Annotated in this window: 17 protein-coding genes; 7 read left to right on the top strand and 10 right to left on the bottom strand. The window is 43.5% G+C overall.

Annotated elements, in window-relative coordinates; all coding sequences use genetic code 11:
* Nucleotides 1–344 (top strand): chorismate-binding protein (locus F6K49_RS01655; RefSeq protein WP_293093611.1); only part of this gene is annotated, 344 nt, incomplete at its 5' end.
* A 41-nt stretch (nt 345–385) separates the two neighbouring features.
* Here the strand turns inward: F6K49_RS01655 and F6K49_RS01650 are convergent.
* Nucleotides 386–643 (bottom strand): FeoA family protein, encoded by a 258-nt coding sequence (locus F6K49_RS01650; RefSeq protein ID WP_293023279.1) that lies wholly within the window; start codon nt 641–643, stop codon nt 386–388.
* A 379-nt stretch (nt 644–1022) separates the two neighbouring features.
* Entirely contained in the window at nt 1023–1508 is a 486-nt protein-coding gene (locus F6K49_RS01645; RefSeq protein ID WP_293023350.1) for a photosystem I reaction center protein subunit XI, read from the bottom strand.
* A 1628-nt stretch (nt 1509–3136) separates the two neighbouring features.
* Here F6K49_RS01645 and F6K49_RS01640 point away from each other — a divergent pair.
* On the top strand, nt 3137–3256 hold the full coding sequence (locus F6K49_RS01640) for a photosystem I reaction center subunit VIII (RefSeq protein WP_071986957.1): 120 nt from the start codon (nt 3137–3139) through the stop codon (nt 3254–3256).
* 151 nt (nt 3257–3407) lie between these two features.
* Here the strand turns inward: F6K49_RS01640 and F6K49_RS01635 are convergent, their stop codons facing one another.
* Both F6K49_RS01635 and F6K49_RS01630 read right to left on the bottom strand, forming a co-directional pair.
* Nucleotides 3408–4535: a HEAT repeat domain-containing protein gene (locus F6K49_RS01635; RefSeq protein ID WP_293072746.1), complete on the bottom strand. Its 1128-nt coding sequence runs from the start codon at nt 4533–4535 to the stop codon at nt 3408–3410.
* A gap of 94 nt (nt 4536–4629) precedes the next feature.
* Complete coding sequence (locus F6K49_RS01630; RefSeq protein WP_293023286.1) at nt 4630–5034, bottom strand: NIL domain-containing protein; 405 nt, start codon at nt 5032–5034, stop codon at nt 4630–4632.
* A 267-nt stretch (nt 5035–5301) separates the two neighbouring features.
* Between F6K49_RS01630 and F6K49_RS01625 the strand changes: the two genes are divergently transcribed.
* Both F6K49_RS01625 and F6K49_RS01620 read left to right on the top strand, forming a co-directional pair.
* Complete coding sequence (locus tag F6K49_RS01625) at nt 5302–5910, top strand: thioredoxin family protein (protein ID WP_293036674.1); 609 nt, start codon at nt 5302–5304, stop codon at nt 5908–5910.
* 177 nt (nt 5911–6087) lie between these two features.
* Nucleotides 6088–6759, top strand: coding sequence for a DUF2062 domain-containing protein (locus tag F6K49_RS01620; protein ID WP_293083458.1), 672 nt, complete (start codon nt 6088–6090; stop codon nt 6757–6759).
* A gap of 29 nt (nt 6760–6788) precedes the next feature.
* Here the strand turns inward: F6K49_RS01620 and dndE are convergent, their stop codons facing one another.
* Nucleotides 6789–7184 carry a DNA sulfur modification protein DndE gene (dndE, locus tag F6K49_RS01615; protein WP_293066081.1) on the bottom strand — a complete coding sequence of 132 codons (396 nt, stop codon included), beginning with the start codon at nt 7182–7184 and terminating at the stop codon, nt 6789–6791.
* A gap of 203 nt (nt 7185–7387) precedes the next feature.
* Here dndE and F6K49_RS01610 point away from each other — a divergent pair, with 203 nt between their 5' ends.
* Nucleotides 7388–7906 carry a hypothetical protein gene (locus F6K49_RS01610; RefSeq protein ID WP_293066084.1) on the top strand — a complete coding sequence of 173 codons (519 nt, stop codon included), beginning with the start codon at nt 7388–7390 and terminating at the stop codon, nt 7904–7906.
* Here the strand turns inward: F6K49_RS01610 and dndD are convergent.
* The 4 genes from dndD to dndC form a co-directional block, all read right to left on the bottom strand.
* Nucleotides 7896–9896: a DNA sulfur modification protein DndD gene (gene dndD, locus F6K49_RS01605; RefSeq protein WP_293093606.1), complete on the bottom strand. Its 2001-nt coding sequence runs from the start codon at nt 9894–9896 to the stop codon at nt 7896–7898. The two genes, F6K49_RS01610 and dndD, sit on opposite strands and share 11 nt — an antisense overlap.
* Complete coding sequence (locus tag F6K49_RS01600) at nt 9883–10023, bottom strand: hypothetical protein (protein WP_293066090.1); 141 nt, start codon at nt 10021–10023, stop codon at nt 9883–9885. Before F6K49_RS01600 ends, dndD begins: the two co-directional genes overlap by 14 nt.
* Before the next feature lie 74 nt (nt 10024–10097).
* Nucleotides 10098–10685 carry a DUF924 family protein gene (locus F6K49_RS01595; RefSeq protein ID WP_293066093.1) on the bottom strand — a complete coding sequence of 196 codons (588 nt, stop codon included), beginning with the start codon at nt 10683–10685 and terminating at the stop codon, nt 10098–10100.
* 21 nt (nt 10686–10706) lie between these two features.
* Nucleotides 10707–12257 carry a DNA phosphorothioation system sulfurtransferase DndC gene (gene dndC, locus F6K49_RS01590; RefSeq protein WP_293066096.1) on the bottom strand — a complete coding sequence of 517 codons (1551 nt, stop codon included), beginning with the start codon at nt 12255–12257 and terminating at the stop codon, nt 10707–10709.
* 277 nt (nt 12258–12534) lie between these two features.
* On the opposite strand from dndC, the gene F6K49_RS01585 reads away from it, so the two are divergent.
* Complete coding sequence (locus tag F6K49_RS01585; protein WP_293066099.1) at nt 12535–12708, top strand: hypothetical protein; 174 nt, start codon at nt 12535–12537, stop codon at nt 12706–12708.
* A gap of 106 nt (nt 12709–12814) precedes the next feature.
* The gene (locus F6K49_RS01580; RefSeq protein WP_293066102.1) at nt 12815–14416 is read left to right on the top strand and encodes a DGQHR domain-containing protein; all 1602 of its coding nucleotides are present in this window, start codon (nt 12815–12817) and stop codon (nt 14414–14416) included.
* Between the two features lie 55 nt (nt 14417–14471).
* Here F6K49_RS01580 and F6K49_RS01575 read toward each other — a convergent pair whose 3' ends face one another.
* Nucleotides 14472–14951: a DNA phosphorothioation-associated protein 4 gene (locus tag F6K49_RS01575; RefSeq protein ID WP_293023306.1), complete on the bottom strand. Its 480-nt coding sequence runs from the start codon at nt 14949–14951 to the stop codon at nt 14472–14474.
* Nucleotides 14952–15226: the final 275 nt, after the last annotated feature.

The following is a 15226-nucleotide window of genomic DNA, read 5'->3' as shown; positions in this document are numbered from 1 at the left end:
ATGCTAGTAAAACAGCTTGGGATTTACTGAAAGCTTGTTTCCCTGCGGGGACAGTGAGTGGAGCCCCCAAAATTCGGGCAATGGAAATCATTCAGGAACTGGAACCAGAACGTCGCGGGCCTTACTCGGGTGTCTATGGCTGGTACGATTTTGAAGGTCAGCTCAATAGTGCGATCGCAATCCGGACTATGGTAGTTCGCTCATGTGGTTCTGGTAAACATACCGTGTCAGTGCAAGCTGGTGCTGGCTTGGTAGCAGATTCTGACCCAGAAAAAGAATATCAAGAAACCCTCAATAAAGCTAGAGGCTTACTAGAGGCTATCCGCTGTTTAGACTTTGAGTAGTAAGCTATCAGCTAGGCGCGCCCCTAACCACTAACCGCTAACTATTCCTTGACAGGGTTAACTACAATCATGCTAGCTTCTTGCCGTCGGATAGCTACTTCTGTGGTGGAACCAACTCTAATGTGTAACGGTCCCCCAAACCAGGCTGAGCGCAACACTTGTACCTGTCTATCAGGAATAATGCCAATTGCTTCTAGTCGATTGGCGAGACCTTCGACCTGCAAACCGATCTGAACTTTCTCGATAATGGCAAGCTTTCCAGGTTTTAATTCCGCTAAAGTCAAGTCGCTTCGCTCCAATTCAAAATTAAAAATTATTAATTCAAAATGACAATCAGTGGGGGCTTGTACCCAGAATTAAAAAATTGCCAAATTTATGATTTTCTTTATTTTGAAGTTTGAATTTTGAATTTTGAATTACCACTAGGGGTCATTTAGTTAATTATTAATTTGCAGGCTAAGGTATTGTATCTTTTTTTGTGCTTCAAACAAAATAAAGCCTTTTTGGAGCATCAATTATTATTAAAGGAACATCCCTCTTTTCTTGAAATCGACGTCTTTGGTGGAGTGCCAACAAGAGAATAGGTGATTTAACTAAGTGTCAGTCACCTTACTCTCTTGCTTAGCTATCGGCTTTCGCCTCCGCTGCGCGATCAGAAACTCTTGTTTCCAGTCAGAGTTAAGAAGACCATACTCCACTAGCAATCTTTTGCAGTGGCGCTAGATGAGGTGTCTGGCATAGGAAATAGGCGAAAAATGCCCCGCCACAAGCACCAAGCAAGAAACCACTGGCAAATTCACTCCAGCCTTCTTTAGTTCCTAAGTCTTCTGGTGGATTGGGTGTTGTCAATGTTGCCTTAGGTTTGCCGGAGCCAGCCGCTCCATAAATAGATAAAGCAACTGTCAGAAGAGCCACTAAGCCAACTGTTGCCAGTAAACCAGCTGTGCTGGCATAGTCTGTCCCACGTAACGGACCTAGTAAGGCAAACGGTCCATACAGAAAGTAGCCATGAGCCATACCAACTTCTAGACCCCGGCGATTGGCTGAGAGCCCTTTACGGTAGGCTGGCAAGTTGTTGATGAAAGCTTTTGTGAAAGCAGAGGAATTAATTGGGGTGGCTAGATTACCCACTTGGGGATCTCCACCATGGTTAATTACATCCATCGTCATTGTAAATTTATCTCCTATCAAATCGGATAAACCCCTTGAGTAGTAATACTTTAGGGGGGAGAAAAGGAACTGAAAGAATCAGCACGAGTAATCGTCGCTGAGAAGTGCATCCTCTCGTAACGAATTATACGAGATATTGTTCTTTTTCCTAACCTTCTTAGTCAATGGCAAAAATTTTCGCCTTAGTTCTTTACGGTAAAATCACCTTTGCCAAACTATTGTAATCACCTAAAACCAACGGTTTTGATGACTAACCCCCTTTTAGCTTATTAGGTTTTTGTAACAAAAAGTAATTAATTTTTGTAAAGTTTATTGGGCAATTTTTGTTAAAAATCTTAATAATTATCGGACTGGCATAAACTTTCCAGTAATCTGAGCCATTGAAGAAACTGGGTCGGTGGTATAAAGGCGGGTTGGGATCACCCCTCTCATGCTATGAGGTGAAACGGGAAGTTAACCCAAATTGACTGGACTTGTGTGGTTTTGTCTAGGTCAACGACAGGTGTTGATGTCAATAGAGGAATGGCAGACTGATTAGAATTGACTCCATCAAAGACTCAGCAAGGGCAGAAGCAATCATCAGGTTTTTGCCACAGGTTGTCTCGGAAATTCCGAGGTAGATCAAGGTATTTCATAGTCGTGAACCATGATAGGATTAACTTGTCGAAAAAATCGATAAGCACCTACACAGAATTAATTCCCTACTCCAAATTTATGTAACCCTTACCCTGCAAGGCTTTGAGTTTTGGAAAATGTGCAATTAATTTTGTTTACCTGCTTAGCTTCCTCCGCTGGGCATGCCCCACAACGAACATGCGCAGCATGAGTGTGGGATGAATCGCGGAGCATTAACTCGCTATAAACAGCCTGAAAAACGTTATACTAAAAATAGTAGGGAAAACAAATTAAGAGCTAACCGCCACCTACGTGCTTAAAAATAGAACTTATTGTATTGTTCCGGCGCGGAGGGGCATCCCGTGTCGTTAATAAAGCTTACCGAGTATCCTAAGCGATGGCTGGAGTTGGTAAGAAGCCCACACTGTAATCTTCGGCGAAGCCGACGCTACGCGAACGATAAGCGTGTGGGAGTATGTCACTAATCTACCCCTCTAGTAAGCGGGTATCTGCCGTTTTCCAGTCATCTGGATAGCAGTGCTGGGTCTTTAATGTAGAGCAAAGCCCTGCCTCGGCAGTGTAAGACCGGCACCTACTTCCGTAGGTAGAGGCTTACTTCCGATCAAACTGGCAACCAACACCATACCTGATTGGGTTGGTGTGGTGAAAGGTTAGTAAACAGCTAGAGAAAATGTCGCAGAGTCTACCAAAAACTCTTATTATTTGTTAGACTTAAATTAGGGTAACACCGACAGGGATTATTATGTAACTTAAATTAAAGCCGAAAACCAAGGGTTTAATAGTTGCGCTCTCGACCTACGGTGGAACCAACTTTGTTGACATTTTTATGGCGCTCGCGGGATATTCCGTCAGAGCTTTGGGAGATACCCCCTGGATGTGAAAGCATCTTGCATTGGCGGGCCTTGGTCTATCTTGGTAGACTTTGGTAGCTAAAAAGTATCGGTTAAACTTGTTACTGTATTAATTTGCAAATAGGAAAATAAGATATGACAGGCGCATACGCAGCTTCTTTCTTACCAACGATGCTAGTCCCCTTCATAGGCTTAGTTATGCCTACTGTAGTTTTGGGACTTTTGTTTATCCACATTGAAAGCGACGCTGACTAAACTAGCTAGAAGTCCTGCAGGATACCAGCCCCCTTTGTTCAAGGGAGTATTGGTGAGAGTTGGACTCAATCATGGGGGTTGACTACCGAGAAAGGGTCATCAATCCCCACATCCCTAGGGTTTTGGGCTATGCTTTTCGATTAGAGTAAAGTTAAGGCTTAGAGGGCTTTACAGTCTTCTTAGCAGGTTTGGGTGGTTGAGTTCGCCGATAACTCTTAAACTGACTAATCCCAGCACTGGCAGATTTAACCACATTACTATCTGGATCCCTTAATGCCCTTTCAAGCAAGGGTATAACTTTTTCAGATTTAATATTACTCAGGGCTTCAACAGCAGACTGTCGCACGGATGGTTGGGGATCTTGAATCAATTTGCCAATCAGCGGTATGGCCTGTTGAATTTCGGCTCTGAGTCCTTGAGCAGCAGCAATTTTCCCCAAGGCTGATGCAATTGAGCCACGAATGAGGCTTTCAGGATGATTGATGTACTTACTTAACTGGGGAATATCCCTGGCTTGACCATAATTTCCCAAAGCAGTTATGGTTTCACCTAAGTCGAGATCACTTTGACTGGGCTGAGCAGTAATACTTGGGGTTTCTGTCAGCACTGGTTGCTCTGGCTGACTGGGCTCAGGCAACATTTCGTCCTTGACCACGGGTTGAGGCTCGTCTTGATTGGTTTCTGCCTCTTCTAATAATTCGACTAATTCATTACCAGTTTGCGCGGAAGTTTCCTCTGTTTCATCTAGGTTCTTAACCTCGTCTGGTATTGGAGATTGATGCGCTTGTTCTAATTCAGCAATTTTTTGATGGGCTAACTCTAAATCAGCCTGATATTTTGCTTCCAAAGATTGCAGCTCTTGGCGAAAATTAGACTCAAGTTCTTCCTTTAACTCATGGGTAGCTTGTGTCAATTGTTCTTGATATCTTGCTTCCGAGGATTGGACACTTTCCAGAAGACTAGCATCAAGTTGTTGCTTCAGCTCATTAGTGGTTTGGGTTAACTGAGCCTGATAGTTTTCCTGTAAAGGTTGGGCAGCAGCAGCAGCGCTAGACTCTCCCTGCTGTTTGACTTCCTCAATTTTCTGATTTAATTGCTCTCGATAACTTTCTTGCAGAGCTTGAGAATTTTGTTCTATCCTAGTCTCATACTTATTTTGAAAAACTTCTAATTTTATGTCGGTTTGTTCGGATAGAAAATCCAGTTTATTTTGCAGTATAAAAAATACGATTGCCCCAACAACGGCTGCTGCAAGTATAGCTACAAGAATTGGTATCATGAGGGCTCCTCTTGGGGTTGATATTTAGTTGATTTTATCTGAAAGTGTGCCTGAAAACAGGGTTGTTGGGCAATAGCTTAAGGCGTCTGAAATCTTAAAAATTTGTAGAAATGGCCTGAACAGGGCAAGTGGGGATACACTGCTCACAGACAATGCAACGCGATCGCTTAAACTTCAATCTGAATGTCTCTAGCTCAAGACTAAGGGCTTGAGTGGGACAAACCCCAGTACATAAGCCACAATCGACACAACTATCCTCATCAATCAAAATCTCGCGACTTAGCAGGGAAACATCAATGTTTTGCGATCGCATCCACTCAATCGCAGCATCTAACTCATCAATGTCGCCAGATAACTCTAGCACAAGTTTGCCGATTTGATTGGGAGCGACTTGGGCCCGGATGATATTAGCAGCCACATTGAAATCCTTTGCCAGTCGGTAAGCCACCGGCATCTGAATCGCCCGTCGGGGAAAGGTCAGAGTTACCCGTTTTTTCATGGTGATTTGTGAAACTTTATCAGTAGACCAGTAAAAATTAACGTAACATTCCCACTCCTTGATAGTTAACAGTCAACAGTCAGCCGTCAACCGTCAACAAAAAACCTTTTAATCTGATCTACTTCTAAGTTGCTCAGCAGTTACGCCCCAAACCCTGCTATTGCCAGATTTATAACGAGAAACCGGGTTTTAAGGCTGTTGGTGCCTAAGTGCTCTTGTTGTAAAATGTAAACAATTATAAAGTTATAGCAAGAAAGTTGTAGCAAGATGGCTATTAATTCACCAGACTCAACTACACCATCCTCCTCCCCTTCAGTACCCACTAGTGGCAACCGGATCAGAAACTTTTTAATTGCCCTAGTAGCGATCGCACTGGGTGTTGCCCTATTCTTGGGATTAAAAACTGATACTAGTCTCGGTTCCTTGGAAGCCCAAGCTGAAGCATCTACCCCTCTAGAGGTGGCACTCAGCAATGGTAAGCCAACCTTGATGGAGTTTTATGCCAACTGGTGTACCAGTTGTCAAGCCATGGCAAAGGATTTGGGTCAACTGAAACAGCAGTATAAAACCAAAGTCAATTTTGTCATGCTGAATGTGGATAACAGCAAGTGGTTACCAGAATTGGTCAAGTATAGAGTAGATGGTATTCCTCATTTTGTATATTTTGATGAAGCCAGCACAGTGATCGCCCAAACTATTGGAGAACAACCCCGTCAAGTACTCGAAGCTAACTTAGATGCCATAGTAACCCATGTGCCTTTACCTTATAGCCAAGCTAGTGGTACGGTTTCGGATATTGACGATTCCCTGTCAGTTACAATCACTACTCAAGATGATCCTCGTAGCCATGGCAGTCAGGTAAAAGGCACAAGGTAAAAGGCACAAGGTATAAGGAAGCTTGCATAAAATTTATTAAGATTTTTGTAGCTTTATTTTCCCCTTTGCCCTTTGGCTTTCGCCCTTGAAGCTAATTTTCCGCTACAGTAAAGATTACCTGCTGACTAATAATCTGCCCCAGTTGCTAGAGGGTTGGTTGCTGATTGATTTGCCAAAATGTCTAGAAAATCCCTGTCAAGCTACCCACAGCCTTTACCCTCAGCCACCAAACCCCTTGACCTAGGTAAACGAAAGTCGATCAGACCGAGGGGAACTTTTAGACGACGCCTAAAATACATATATTGGCGCTTGGTTCGTATGCAAGGAAAACCAGAAGCGATCGCACGAGGTTTAGCATGTGGTGTGTTTGCTGGGTTCTTTCCGCTGTTTGGTCTCCAGTTATTTATAGGGATTTTGCTGGCGGTACTCTTGCGAGGGAACAAAATAGCTGCTACTGCTGGAACTTGGATTAGTAATCCCTTGACTTATGTACCGATTTTTGCATTCAACTTTCACGTCGGAGAATGGCTACTGAATCAGGATGAATTGGCTAATGTGAGTTTCCAATCTTGGCAGGAATTTAGAGAATTGGGCTCAGAAATTGTCCTAACCTTATTTGTTGGTTGTTTTGCCGTTGGGTTGGTTTGTGCTGTGGTTAGTTATTGGTTGAGTGTAAAGCTGATCTATCGATTGCGGAGTGCTCGTTCCTTGCAGCATCAGAAAAAGCGATGTTCCTTTGGAACTGCTTCGCGATGCTCTGAAAGAACTGCTACGCAAACGCACCGCATTGAACACTATAGTTCTCAATCCTCAGTGCTCAGTGCTGAGTCCGAGAATGCTAACTCCTGAGTCCTGAGTAAGACTTCACCTTTTATACTTCATCCTTGATCCTTGATAACAGCCAGGGCGATCAAATCCTCAATTTTTTTAATAGTGGTATCCCCTGCTAAGTAACCAATACCTCGATGAAGGTGCAGGCGAAACTGATTCCCTAGAGTTTCTGGCTCAAAACTTAAGCCATCGTTATGGCACCGTTGTTTCAGAGCAATCAGGATCAGATCAGCCATATCTCCTGCTATAACGCTCCAAGTGAGTTCGAGTTTACTATCAGCAGGTATGGTAACCGGGGAGGGCATTGTCGGTTCAGCGAGGGAACGGCAGATTGCCCAGCGGCAAAGGACATTCCACTGAGGGATTTTGGTTTGACGTTTGAGTTTTATTAGTTGGTCTTTGGCAGTTTGGGAAAGTGTGATCTGGTTTATTGGGGGTTGCATGTATATATTAATGAAATCAGGTTTACGGTTTATGAAAAACTACTTTAGTATTTGCCCAAAGTCGTGATAGTTTGGCAATTTGAATACTTGTAAAAAGATAGAAATATTCAGATCATGATTTAGCTATAAGTACTCAGCCGTCAGTAGAACTTTTTAGGGTAAATTGGCGTCTTTGATAGCAAATAGCGATAAAATTAACAAGCATGTACATTCGTAAAACTGTCTTCGCCATTGCCCTATTGATTAGCCCGTTATTGATTACTGCTTGCGGCTATAATGAGACAAAAGAGTTAGTAGAAGAACCACAGTTACTGTCAAAACCTCTAACCATCCGGACAATACTAGATAAAGAGCAACCAATTACTGCTGGAGAAACTGTCCAATTCGCTTTTAAAACTGTTGGTGACCCTGTCAATATCTTAGAGCCGATTCCGTTGAGAATGACTCTCTACCTACCAGATGGTAGCCAACAACAGTTTATGGTCGATTTGCAAAGTCCAGTTGTCTATTACCCTTGTGATCCTATACCAGGGGAAGACGATTCTTGTAACTATCCGAGGGTGGGTTTGGATCCTACGGCGGATCCTAGTCAGCCCTATCAACCAGGCCCTAGCATTACCTTGGAGCAAGAAGGAGAATACAGGATTACGTTAGACCCTGTCCTAGAAGTAGTGCAAGACAAATTACATGGGCAATCAACAACATTTATGGTCATGCCGTGACCTTTTCTGAGTCAAAGTAACCCGATTCCACGGTTGTTCGATGTTTGTCTGGGTCATAATTGAGTATATACTGTTGTGCGATCGCATCAGCTTCTCGTAATTGTTTAGCTTCGACCTTACCAATTTCCGTATCTGTAGACAGCAGAATCACCTGATGGGAGGCAGCGGGGAAGTAGCGTTCCACTAGGTTGCTGCGATGGGACGAGTCCAATCGTCCGAGGGGGGTATCAATGGCTACGGGTAGATTACGTCCAGAAACACGGGCTAGTCCCCACAATAATGCGATCGCTAATAATTGCTTTTCCCCAGCCGATAGACGATGTTTCGGTACAAGTTTTCCTTGTAGGTCGTACAGGGATAGGCTGAAGCTGTTGGTGTCGATGGCAACTCGATGGACTAGGTCAGATTTATGAAGGAGATAAAGAAAGCATTCGGTTACCTCATGTTCTAATTTATTCAGTTTTCTCAGAGTTAACTGTTCCCGGAAAACCTTAAGGCTCTGTTGGACTAATGCAGATGCTGCAAGCATATGCTGATCATTTTTGCGGTCAATGGTTTCTTCACCATACCTGGCTAAGTCTTTTTTGCTTTGTGCGATCGCATATCCTAATTTATCACAGCGGCGTTTAGCGATTTCGTAAGCTGCTTGAGCTTGAGCCAATTCCGTTTGTGCCTGTTTTAGTGCATCTTCGAGTTCTTGATAGGATTCCGGAGGAGCAGCTGTTGCTAGTTGTCGTTTAGTAGCATTAATATCTGCTTCCAGATTTTTGCGCTTAGCTAATTGCTCTTCAGCTAATTGCTTTTGAGTTGGTTGGTAGTAAGTCAGGAGATTAGTTAGGGAATGAAACATTTCTTCCTCAGCTCCTAACCAAGGGTCTTTAACCTCCCCAGCCTCTTGCTCTATTTGTTGATTTTCTTTTCCCAAGAACGCTTTAATTTTATCAAATTTTTTAGCAGGCAACTTGAGGGCAGTCAATAAATCTACCAGACGTTGATCACGCTGTTGTAAAATATCTCTAGCTAGTTTAGCCTGTGATGCCCGCGATTCTTTTTCTGCTTGAGCTTGAGCTTGGGTGAGTAGGGGTTCAATTAACGATAGAGGCAAAATACCAGCTGCTAATTCCCTCATCTGTTCACGAATTTGTTCAACTTTAGTATTGTAGTAATTTAGCTGACTCTCTAGTTGGTTCCGTTGGGCTGCTATTTTACCACCATCACAGACAAATTTATCAAAAGCTTGTTGCTGTTTTTCCCTGGTTTGTTCTAGCTGTTCTTGAATACTACATAACTCTTGTTTAGCTAGCTCATAGTCTGATTGTTGAGAGGAAAGCTTTTTTTCGATATCTTCCAAATTAGCAAGTTGCTGTTGATTCGCCATAGATTTGCGTTTGCGCGTCACTAAAATATCAAGGTCAATGGCTAAGCGGTCAGCAAGTTCTAGACCAAGTAATGATCGAATCGCTTCCACAACAACCGGGGGTGGTGTTTCCACTTCTGCTAGTTCTTTAACCTGTTCCCCATCAAAAAGAAATAGGTTTGATATTCCTAAGGGCAACAGATTTTCAATGTACTCGTCCCAGGTATTGGTTAGGGCAGAATCCAGCCAGTCTCCCTCTAAAATACCTAAGTTATCCTTACCATCTTTCGGTTTTTTTGTCCAAGTGCGTACAATCCGATACTCCATCGGCTGGTCGTTCTCAATATGTTCAAAAACTAATTCCACTCGGGTGTTGTCAATAGGTAAGGCATTGCGATTGACTGACTGAGTTAGAAAGTCGCTATAACTCAAATTGCCACGGGTGGAACATTGAGCGCGGTGTCCATATAAAGCCAGACGAATCGCATCCATCATAGTGGTTTTGCCGCCACCATTCATACCACCGACTAGAATAATAGGTCGAGAGTTATCATCTCTTTTTGGACAGAGATTGATTACCTGACGCCCGAGATAGGGGCCAAAGTTTTCTAGGACAAGTTCAAGGAAAATCACAGGATTTATCAAGTATGAATTTTCTAGGGAACAGGGAACAGGGAACAGGGAATCGGGAATCGGGAATCGGGAATCGGGAATCGGGAATCGGGAACAGGGAAAAGAGAAAAAAGTATGTGTACCTCATAACTATGATAAACGCTATAGTTGGTGTTAATCGTTTACCGTTAAATCTCAACGATTAAGTCTAAATAATTAACGCTAAAAAGATGAACCGGGCAGCTTTATAAATTCCTCCTCTTCTGGAGTATTAACCCGACCAAGGATTTTATTGCGATGGGGAAAGCGACCAAAACGTTCAATCACTTCTAGATGACGATAGGCATAATTAATGGTACTGGCACTATCGGGATCATCTTTAAGAGTCGAGAATAATTCAACACAGTAGCGCTGATGTTCGATATTTTCGCTATGCTCAAATGGTAAGTAGATAAACCAGCGCTGGACTGGTAAGAGTTCTTTGTCAAAGCCTCGATCAACAGCATACTGGGCAGTAGACAAGGCTTTGGAATCAGTAGCAAAAGCTTGGGGTTGACCCCGAAACATATTGCGAGGAAACTGATCGAATAGGATAATTAGCGCTAGGCAGCTATAGGGTGATGTTTGCCAATTATCTAACTCCCCAGTCACGGCTTGTTGATAGATGTCGAGGAAACGCGATCGCATTTCTTGGTCAAAATCTGGGTTCTTAGTAAACCAGACTTTGCGGGATTTGCCATATTCGGGTTCGTCCGGCTTACCAAACCAGAAATTTAATATCTCATTAAATCTATCCAAAGCCTGTATCATAAGTTACTCCAGTTTTAAGGATTACGAATTTTGGACTGGAAATTTTAAATTTGCCCAAGCCAGCTGCTTGACAGTGTCAACATCCCCTTCATCAGCAGCTGTTTTTAAATCTCGTTTCAAGTGAGCATTAGCGATCGCATCTTCTTTAGACCGAGAACTAGTATCAAAGCACCGCTCCAAAGCCTCATAGATACCAATACGACGAGACCTAGTCACATACTGGCGTTCTGTGTCTAGCAGTTTTGCCATTAGTTCGAGATGCATAGCATCATTGTCACAGATTTCTTCTAAGACCTGCCACTCATCAACACCAAGCAGATGGTTTTCAGCGCCAGGACGGATGTCTTTGAAAGGTTCACCAGTAACTTCCTCATAGATGCGGGGCAAACTGTCGTCAAATTCGTGTTTTTCTTCTAGCCAGATGCGACGAATCTCACTAAGTTCCTCTTGACTAATCAAGGTGATGTCCCCCATATTGTCTGGACAATTCTGACGAATTTCAGTTTCAACAGTAAGCAATCGCCTCAGCCAATACTCCCGTGCTTCTTTGGTATAAGGACCAGGAATTGGCTCAACAGAGATTTGTCCATCTAAATTCCGTTCATACAGTTGGACATTACCATTGCTACGTCTAAAATCTCGTCGCTCACGGTTTTCTCCAGGCTCCAACTCCTTTCGCAAATCCAGTAGAGGTTCCAGCCATTCCTTCTCTTCGTCATTATCAATCATCGCTGTCAGGGATTTATCCTGACTCACCAGTGTACAAACCCAGCAACCAAAACGAGAGCTACCACAACTAGGAGTAGAGGTATCCACAACTAATGGACATTCGTTATCAGCACTAGCCCCTCGATACATAGCAAATAGATCTTTATTGCTGTATTCCCAAGGGTTTTCCCATTGCATGAGATAGAGCCAAACCTCATCATTTTGCCAATCTTCAATGGGGCTATAAACCAACGAGTTGGGTAAATTCATATTAGGAGTTAGACGATCACGTACTCGTTTAGCTTCCATTTTTTTCATCCGTCTTGCCCGTTGTTGGCTTTCAGCTTTGCGAGTGCCTAAAACAACAATAGCCTCTCCACTAGATCGGATAACATTCCGAATAAAACGGTTAGAGGGTTTAATTTTCAAACGTTCAGTACACCAGCGAAATTTCCCCCGTGGGGCTGGGTAACCTTTGCCAATTAAACTTACCCAGTAGGTTTCTTTAACCTCCGGTTGTAAGAGATGGGGTTCAAAGGGCAATCCTTGAGCTTCAGCTGCCAACTTAATCTGTTTTAGGGAATTGCGAACCCAAGCTGAAACAATCGGATTCTCTACTAAGGTGTCTGTAGTGATGACATAGATAGTCTTAGTTCGCTGTTCTGGTGGCAGAGCTGCGATCGCATTCCATACCAGCTGTAGAGTGGCGGTGCTATCCTTGCCACCACTATACCCTATAACCCAGGGAATTGCGTCTAAGCAGTACAACTGTTGAATTTCGGTGGTCAGAGCAGTAATCTCTTCCACCAGCTCAGCCACAGTGCGATTTTTTGGCTTATTTTCTGAGAGTTTTACCTGATTCATCAGTCTTCACGGCAGTGGGGAAACCCCCTCTGGGAAAGAGCGGGGTGCTTACTCTCTGCTAAGACAAGGCTTGGCAGATTGGTCCTTTTTTCGAGCTTATCCCAAGTTTTGAATAAAATTTCTTGACAGTGGATCTAACGTTTTTCTTCCTAAATTGGTATGATTAATAGTTTTACTCTATCGAACCTCGAGTATAGGGAAATCAGCTAATTTGATTGTTAAAAACTTGTGCTAGTCTTAAAAATATTTATCGTAAGCATATGCGCTACGCGCACGCGTGCGCGTTCAGCGGTCAGCGGTCAGCCGTCAGCTAAAGGCTCATGCTACGGGAACAGCTTATTTTATTCAAAAGCACCGATTGCGCTACGGGCATGCTGCGCGAACAGTAGCGTGGCACAGGCTTTGGCTTTTGGCCACGCTGTGCGAACGACGCTGTGAGGTAGCGCATTAGCTGAATGCTGAATGCTGAATGCTGAATGCTGAATGCTGAATGCTGAATGCTGAATGCTTACTATTTATCGATAGCTTCTACAACGCAGCATTATGGGTTTAAAACTATGGTGATCAAAACTGAAAATCATCCCAATGACCTCGCCAAGCAAATACTTGAACAAGAAAGCCGAGATCGACAAGCGCTGGCGTTATTGCTCGATAGACATCTGGCTAGAAACGATCAAATCTTGGTGCAGAAAACTCACATGGGCACTACAGAGGCATTTATTGGCTCAGTCACTCTGGAATGGTTAGCGATTCGCGTCCGCTACGCCTCCCAACTACCGCTATTTCAACAAAAGTTTGATCAACAAACGAACAATATCGTCAGGGATGCCGATACCATCGAAGCGCTTCAGCAGCGTCCCCTTGATTGGTCACGTCAAGCTGCTCTGGCTCAATATCTAGCAGCCCGCAAAACTCACAAGTTTCCCCCAGTCTTGGTAGTGCTTAGCTCTGGGTGGGTAGATAATGCCCAAGCTGCTCAGTGGGATAAGAATCAACGCGCTCGGCAGTCCGCAGCTGAGTTCACCAGTTTAGATAAAGATCGCACAGTCGGACTGCTTGATGTTTCAGACCATGTTTCAATTTTTGCCTTAGATGGTCAACATCGACTGATGGGAATCCAGGCTCTGATGGAATTGATTAAAATTGGTACGCTCCAGAAATATAGCAAAGGGAAAAAGCCAATCGGCTCCCTGATTACAGTGGATGACTTGATTGAGGAGTATCACATCTCGCCAGGTTATCTCCAAAGTCTAGCGACAGAAAAAATTGGTATTGAGTTTATTCCTGCTGTCGTTCAGGGAGAAACCCGTGAAGAAGCACGGCGACGCATCCGATCGATTTTTGCTCACGTTAACCTGATGGCAGTAAGGTTGAGCAAAGGACAACTAGCGTTGCTCAATGAAGACGATGGCTTCTCAATCGTTGCTAGAAAAATTGCCATGACTCATCCTCTACTGAGGGAGATGGAAAATCGTAATCCTCGGGTTAATTGGGATAGCGCTACGGTTTCTGCTAAGTCAACCGTCTTGACTACCCTACAAGCTCTCAAACATATATCTGAGCTCTATTTGGGCTACCAATTCTGTCACTGGAAACCCTGTGAGAAAGGTCTAATTCCCATGCGTCCTGAAGATGAAGAGCTAGAGATGGGAACTAAAACATTGACAGAGCTTTTCGACTATCTCGCTAGTTTACCCAGCTATCAAAAGCTCGACCATGGAAAAGAAACACCCCAGCTGCGTCGGTTTAACCATGAAAGGGGTGGAGGAGAAGGAAACATGCTATTCCGTCCAGTAGGACAAATCGCCCTCGTTCAAGCTTTGGGTATCCTAGTATGTAACAAGGATTTCTCCCTCAAAAGCATCTTCGAGAAACTTCAAAAATACGATGGTTCGGGTGGCTTTAGTCAGATCGATCACCCACAATCCCCTTGGTACGGGATTTTGTATGACCCAAATCGAAAGCGAGTGCTAGTTTCTGGACGAGAGTTAGCCTCCAAAGTGATGTTATATCTTTTGGGTGGTGTTACAGAGCGTATGGAACGTGCTCAACTGCGCATCGCTGTGGCTAATGCCAGGAGTGTTGGCAAAGATCAAGGGATCAGCTTTGAGGGCAAATTTGTGAAACTGAAGGAGGTAGGATTACCACCTCAGCTGTAACAGAAGTAGTGACAGCGCCTACACTTCCCTATCGCGTAAGTGTAGGCGCTAGCTCTCACAAAAATCGACTCAAATCAAACTCTTGTTGCTCATTTTCTTTATATTCTTTCTTCTTATACCTATCATTATTTAAAATTAACAAAAGTCGCTCGGAATAGTCTACTGCACCTCGCAACTCATTGCGCAAAATATCAAGCCCTCCATTGGCATACTCCTCAAAAATATAGATGCGTTTGTCCTCAGACTCTTTATCGATAGAAGAAAGAATTTTAGTATCTTTAATCTCAGCGATCGCAATTAATTTAATTACTACCTCATATCCCCTTGAGACAAAAATTTCCAGTCCAATCGGACCAGGCTCTCGTTTAGAAATTACCTTCAGGGGCGATCGCTTTTTACGCTTTACTCCTAAAGCAGCTGCAAACACCATCACATCAGCATAAGTCTGAAACGGTCCGGTTTTTCCATCGGAAGCGGTTAGGTCTTTCACCAAAGCCGCCTTATCTTTAGCAACCCTGATTCTGTTTCCAGCCATTGTCTTGGTGTCTAGTTTTAATAAATCTTATGCACAAGGCTAAGCGCAAAAACCGTAAAGTGCGGTAATCTATTTATTATACCATCAATAAAAAGAGTAAAGGAATAGCGTAAGCTATCAGCTATCAGCTATCAGCTATCAGCTATCAGCTATTAGCTATCAGCTATCAGCTAATGCCTCCCAGCGTCGAAGTCTGTGCCACGAGTCAATGGACTTTTCCCCAGACTTTCAATTTTCATTAATCTAGAACTATTAAATTATCTCGTTCTAGGTTG

The organism is Moorena sp. SIO3I6, from assembly GCF_010672095.1.
Note: the sequence above shows the minus strand (reverse complement) of the source record. Positions and strands in the feature narration are given on the sequence as shown.

Excerpts from the sequence above, each read along its gene's own strand:
- F6K49_RS01580 (WP_293066102.1), top strand. The coding sequence starts at position 12,815 with ATGGTGATCAAAACTGAAAATCATCCCAATGACCTCGCCAAGCAAATA.
- F6K49_RS01610 (WP_293066084.1), top strand. The coding sequence starts at position 7,388 with ATGTACATTCGTAAAACTGTCTTCGCCATTGCCCTATTGATTAGCCCG.
- F6K49_RS01575 (WP_293023306.1), bottom strand. The coding sequence starts at position 14,951 with ATGGCTGGAAACAGAATCAGGGTTGCTAAAGATAAGGCGGCTTTGGTG.
- F6K49_RS01640 (WP_071986957.1), top strand. The coding sequence starts at position 3,137 with ATGACAGGCGCATACGCAGCTTCTTTCTTACCAACGATGCTAGTCCCC.
- F6K49_RS01645 (WP_293023350.1), bottom strand. The coding sequence starts at position 1,508 with ATGGATGTAATTAACCATGGTGGAGATCCCCAAGTGGGTAATCTAGCC.
- F6K49_RS01635 (WP_293072746.1), bottom strand. The coding sequence starts at position 4,535 with ATGATACCAATTCTTGTAGCTATACTTGCAGCAGCCGTTGTTGGGGCA.
- dndE (WP_293066081.1), bottom strand. The coding sequence starts at position 7,184 with ATGCAACCCCCAATAAACCAGATCACACTTTCCCAAACTGCCAAAGAC.
- F6K49_RS01620 (WP_293083458.1), top strand. The coding sequence starts at position 6,088 with ATGTCTAGAAAATCCCTGTCAAGCTACCCACAGCCTTTACCCTCAGCC.
- F6K49_RS01630 (WP_293023286.1), bottom strand. The coding sequence starts at position 5,034 with ATGAAAAAACGGGTAACTCTGACCTTTCCCCGACGGGCGATTCAGATG.
- dndC (WP_293066096.1), bottom strand. The coding sequence starts at position 12,257 with ATGAATCAGGTAAAACTCTCAGAAAATAAGCCAAAAAATCGCACTGTG.
- F6K49_RS01595 (WP_293066093.1), bottom strand. The coding sequence starts at position 10,685 with ATGATACAGGCTTTGGATAGATTTAATGAGATATTAAATTTCTGGTTT.
- F6K49_RS01625 (WP_293036674.1), top strand. The coding sequence starts at position 5,302 with ATGGCTATTAATTCACCAGACTCAACTACACCATCCTCCTCCCCTTCA.
- F6K49_RS01600 (WP_293066090.1), bottom strand. The coding sequence starts at position 10,023 with ATGAGGTACACATACTTTTTTCTCTTTTCCCTGTTCCCGATTCCCGAT.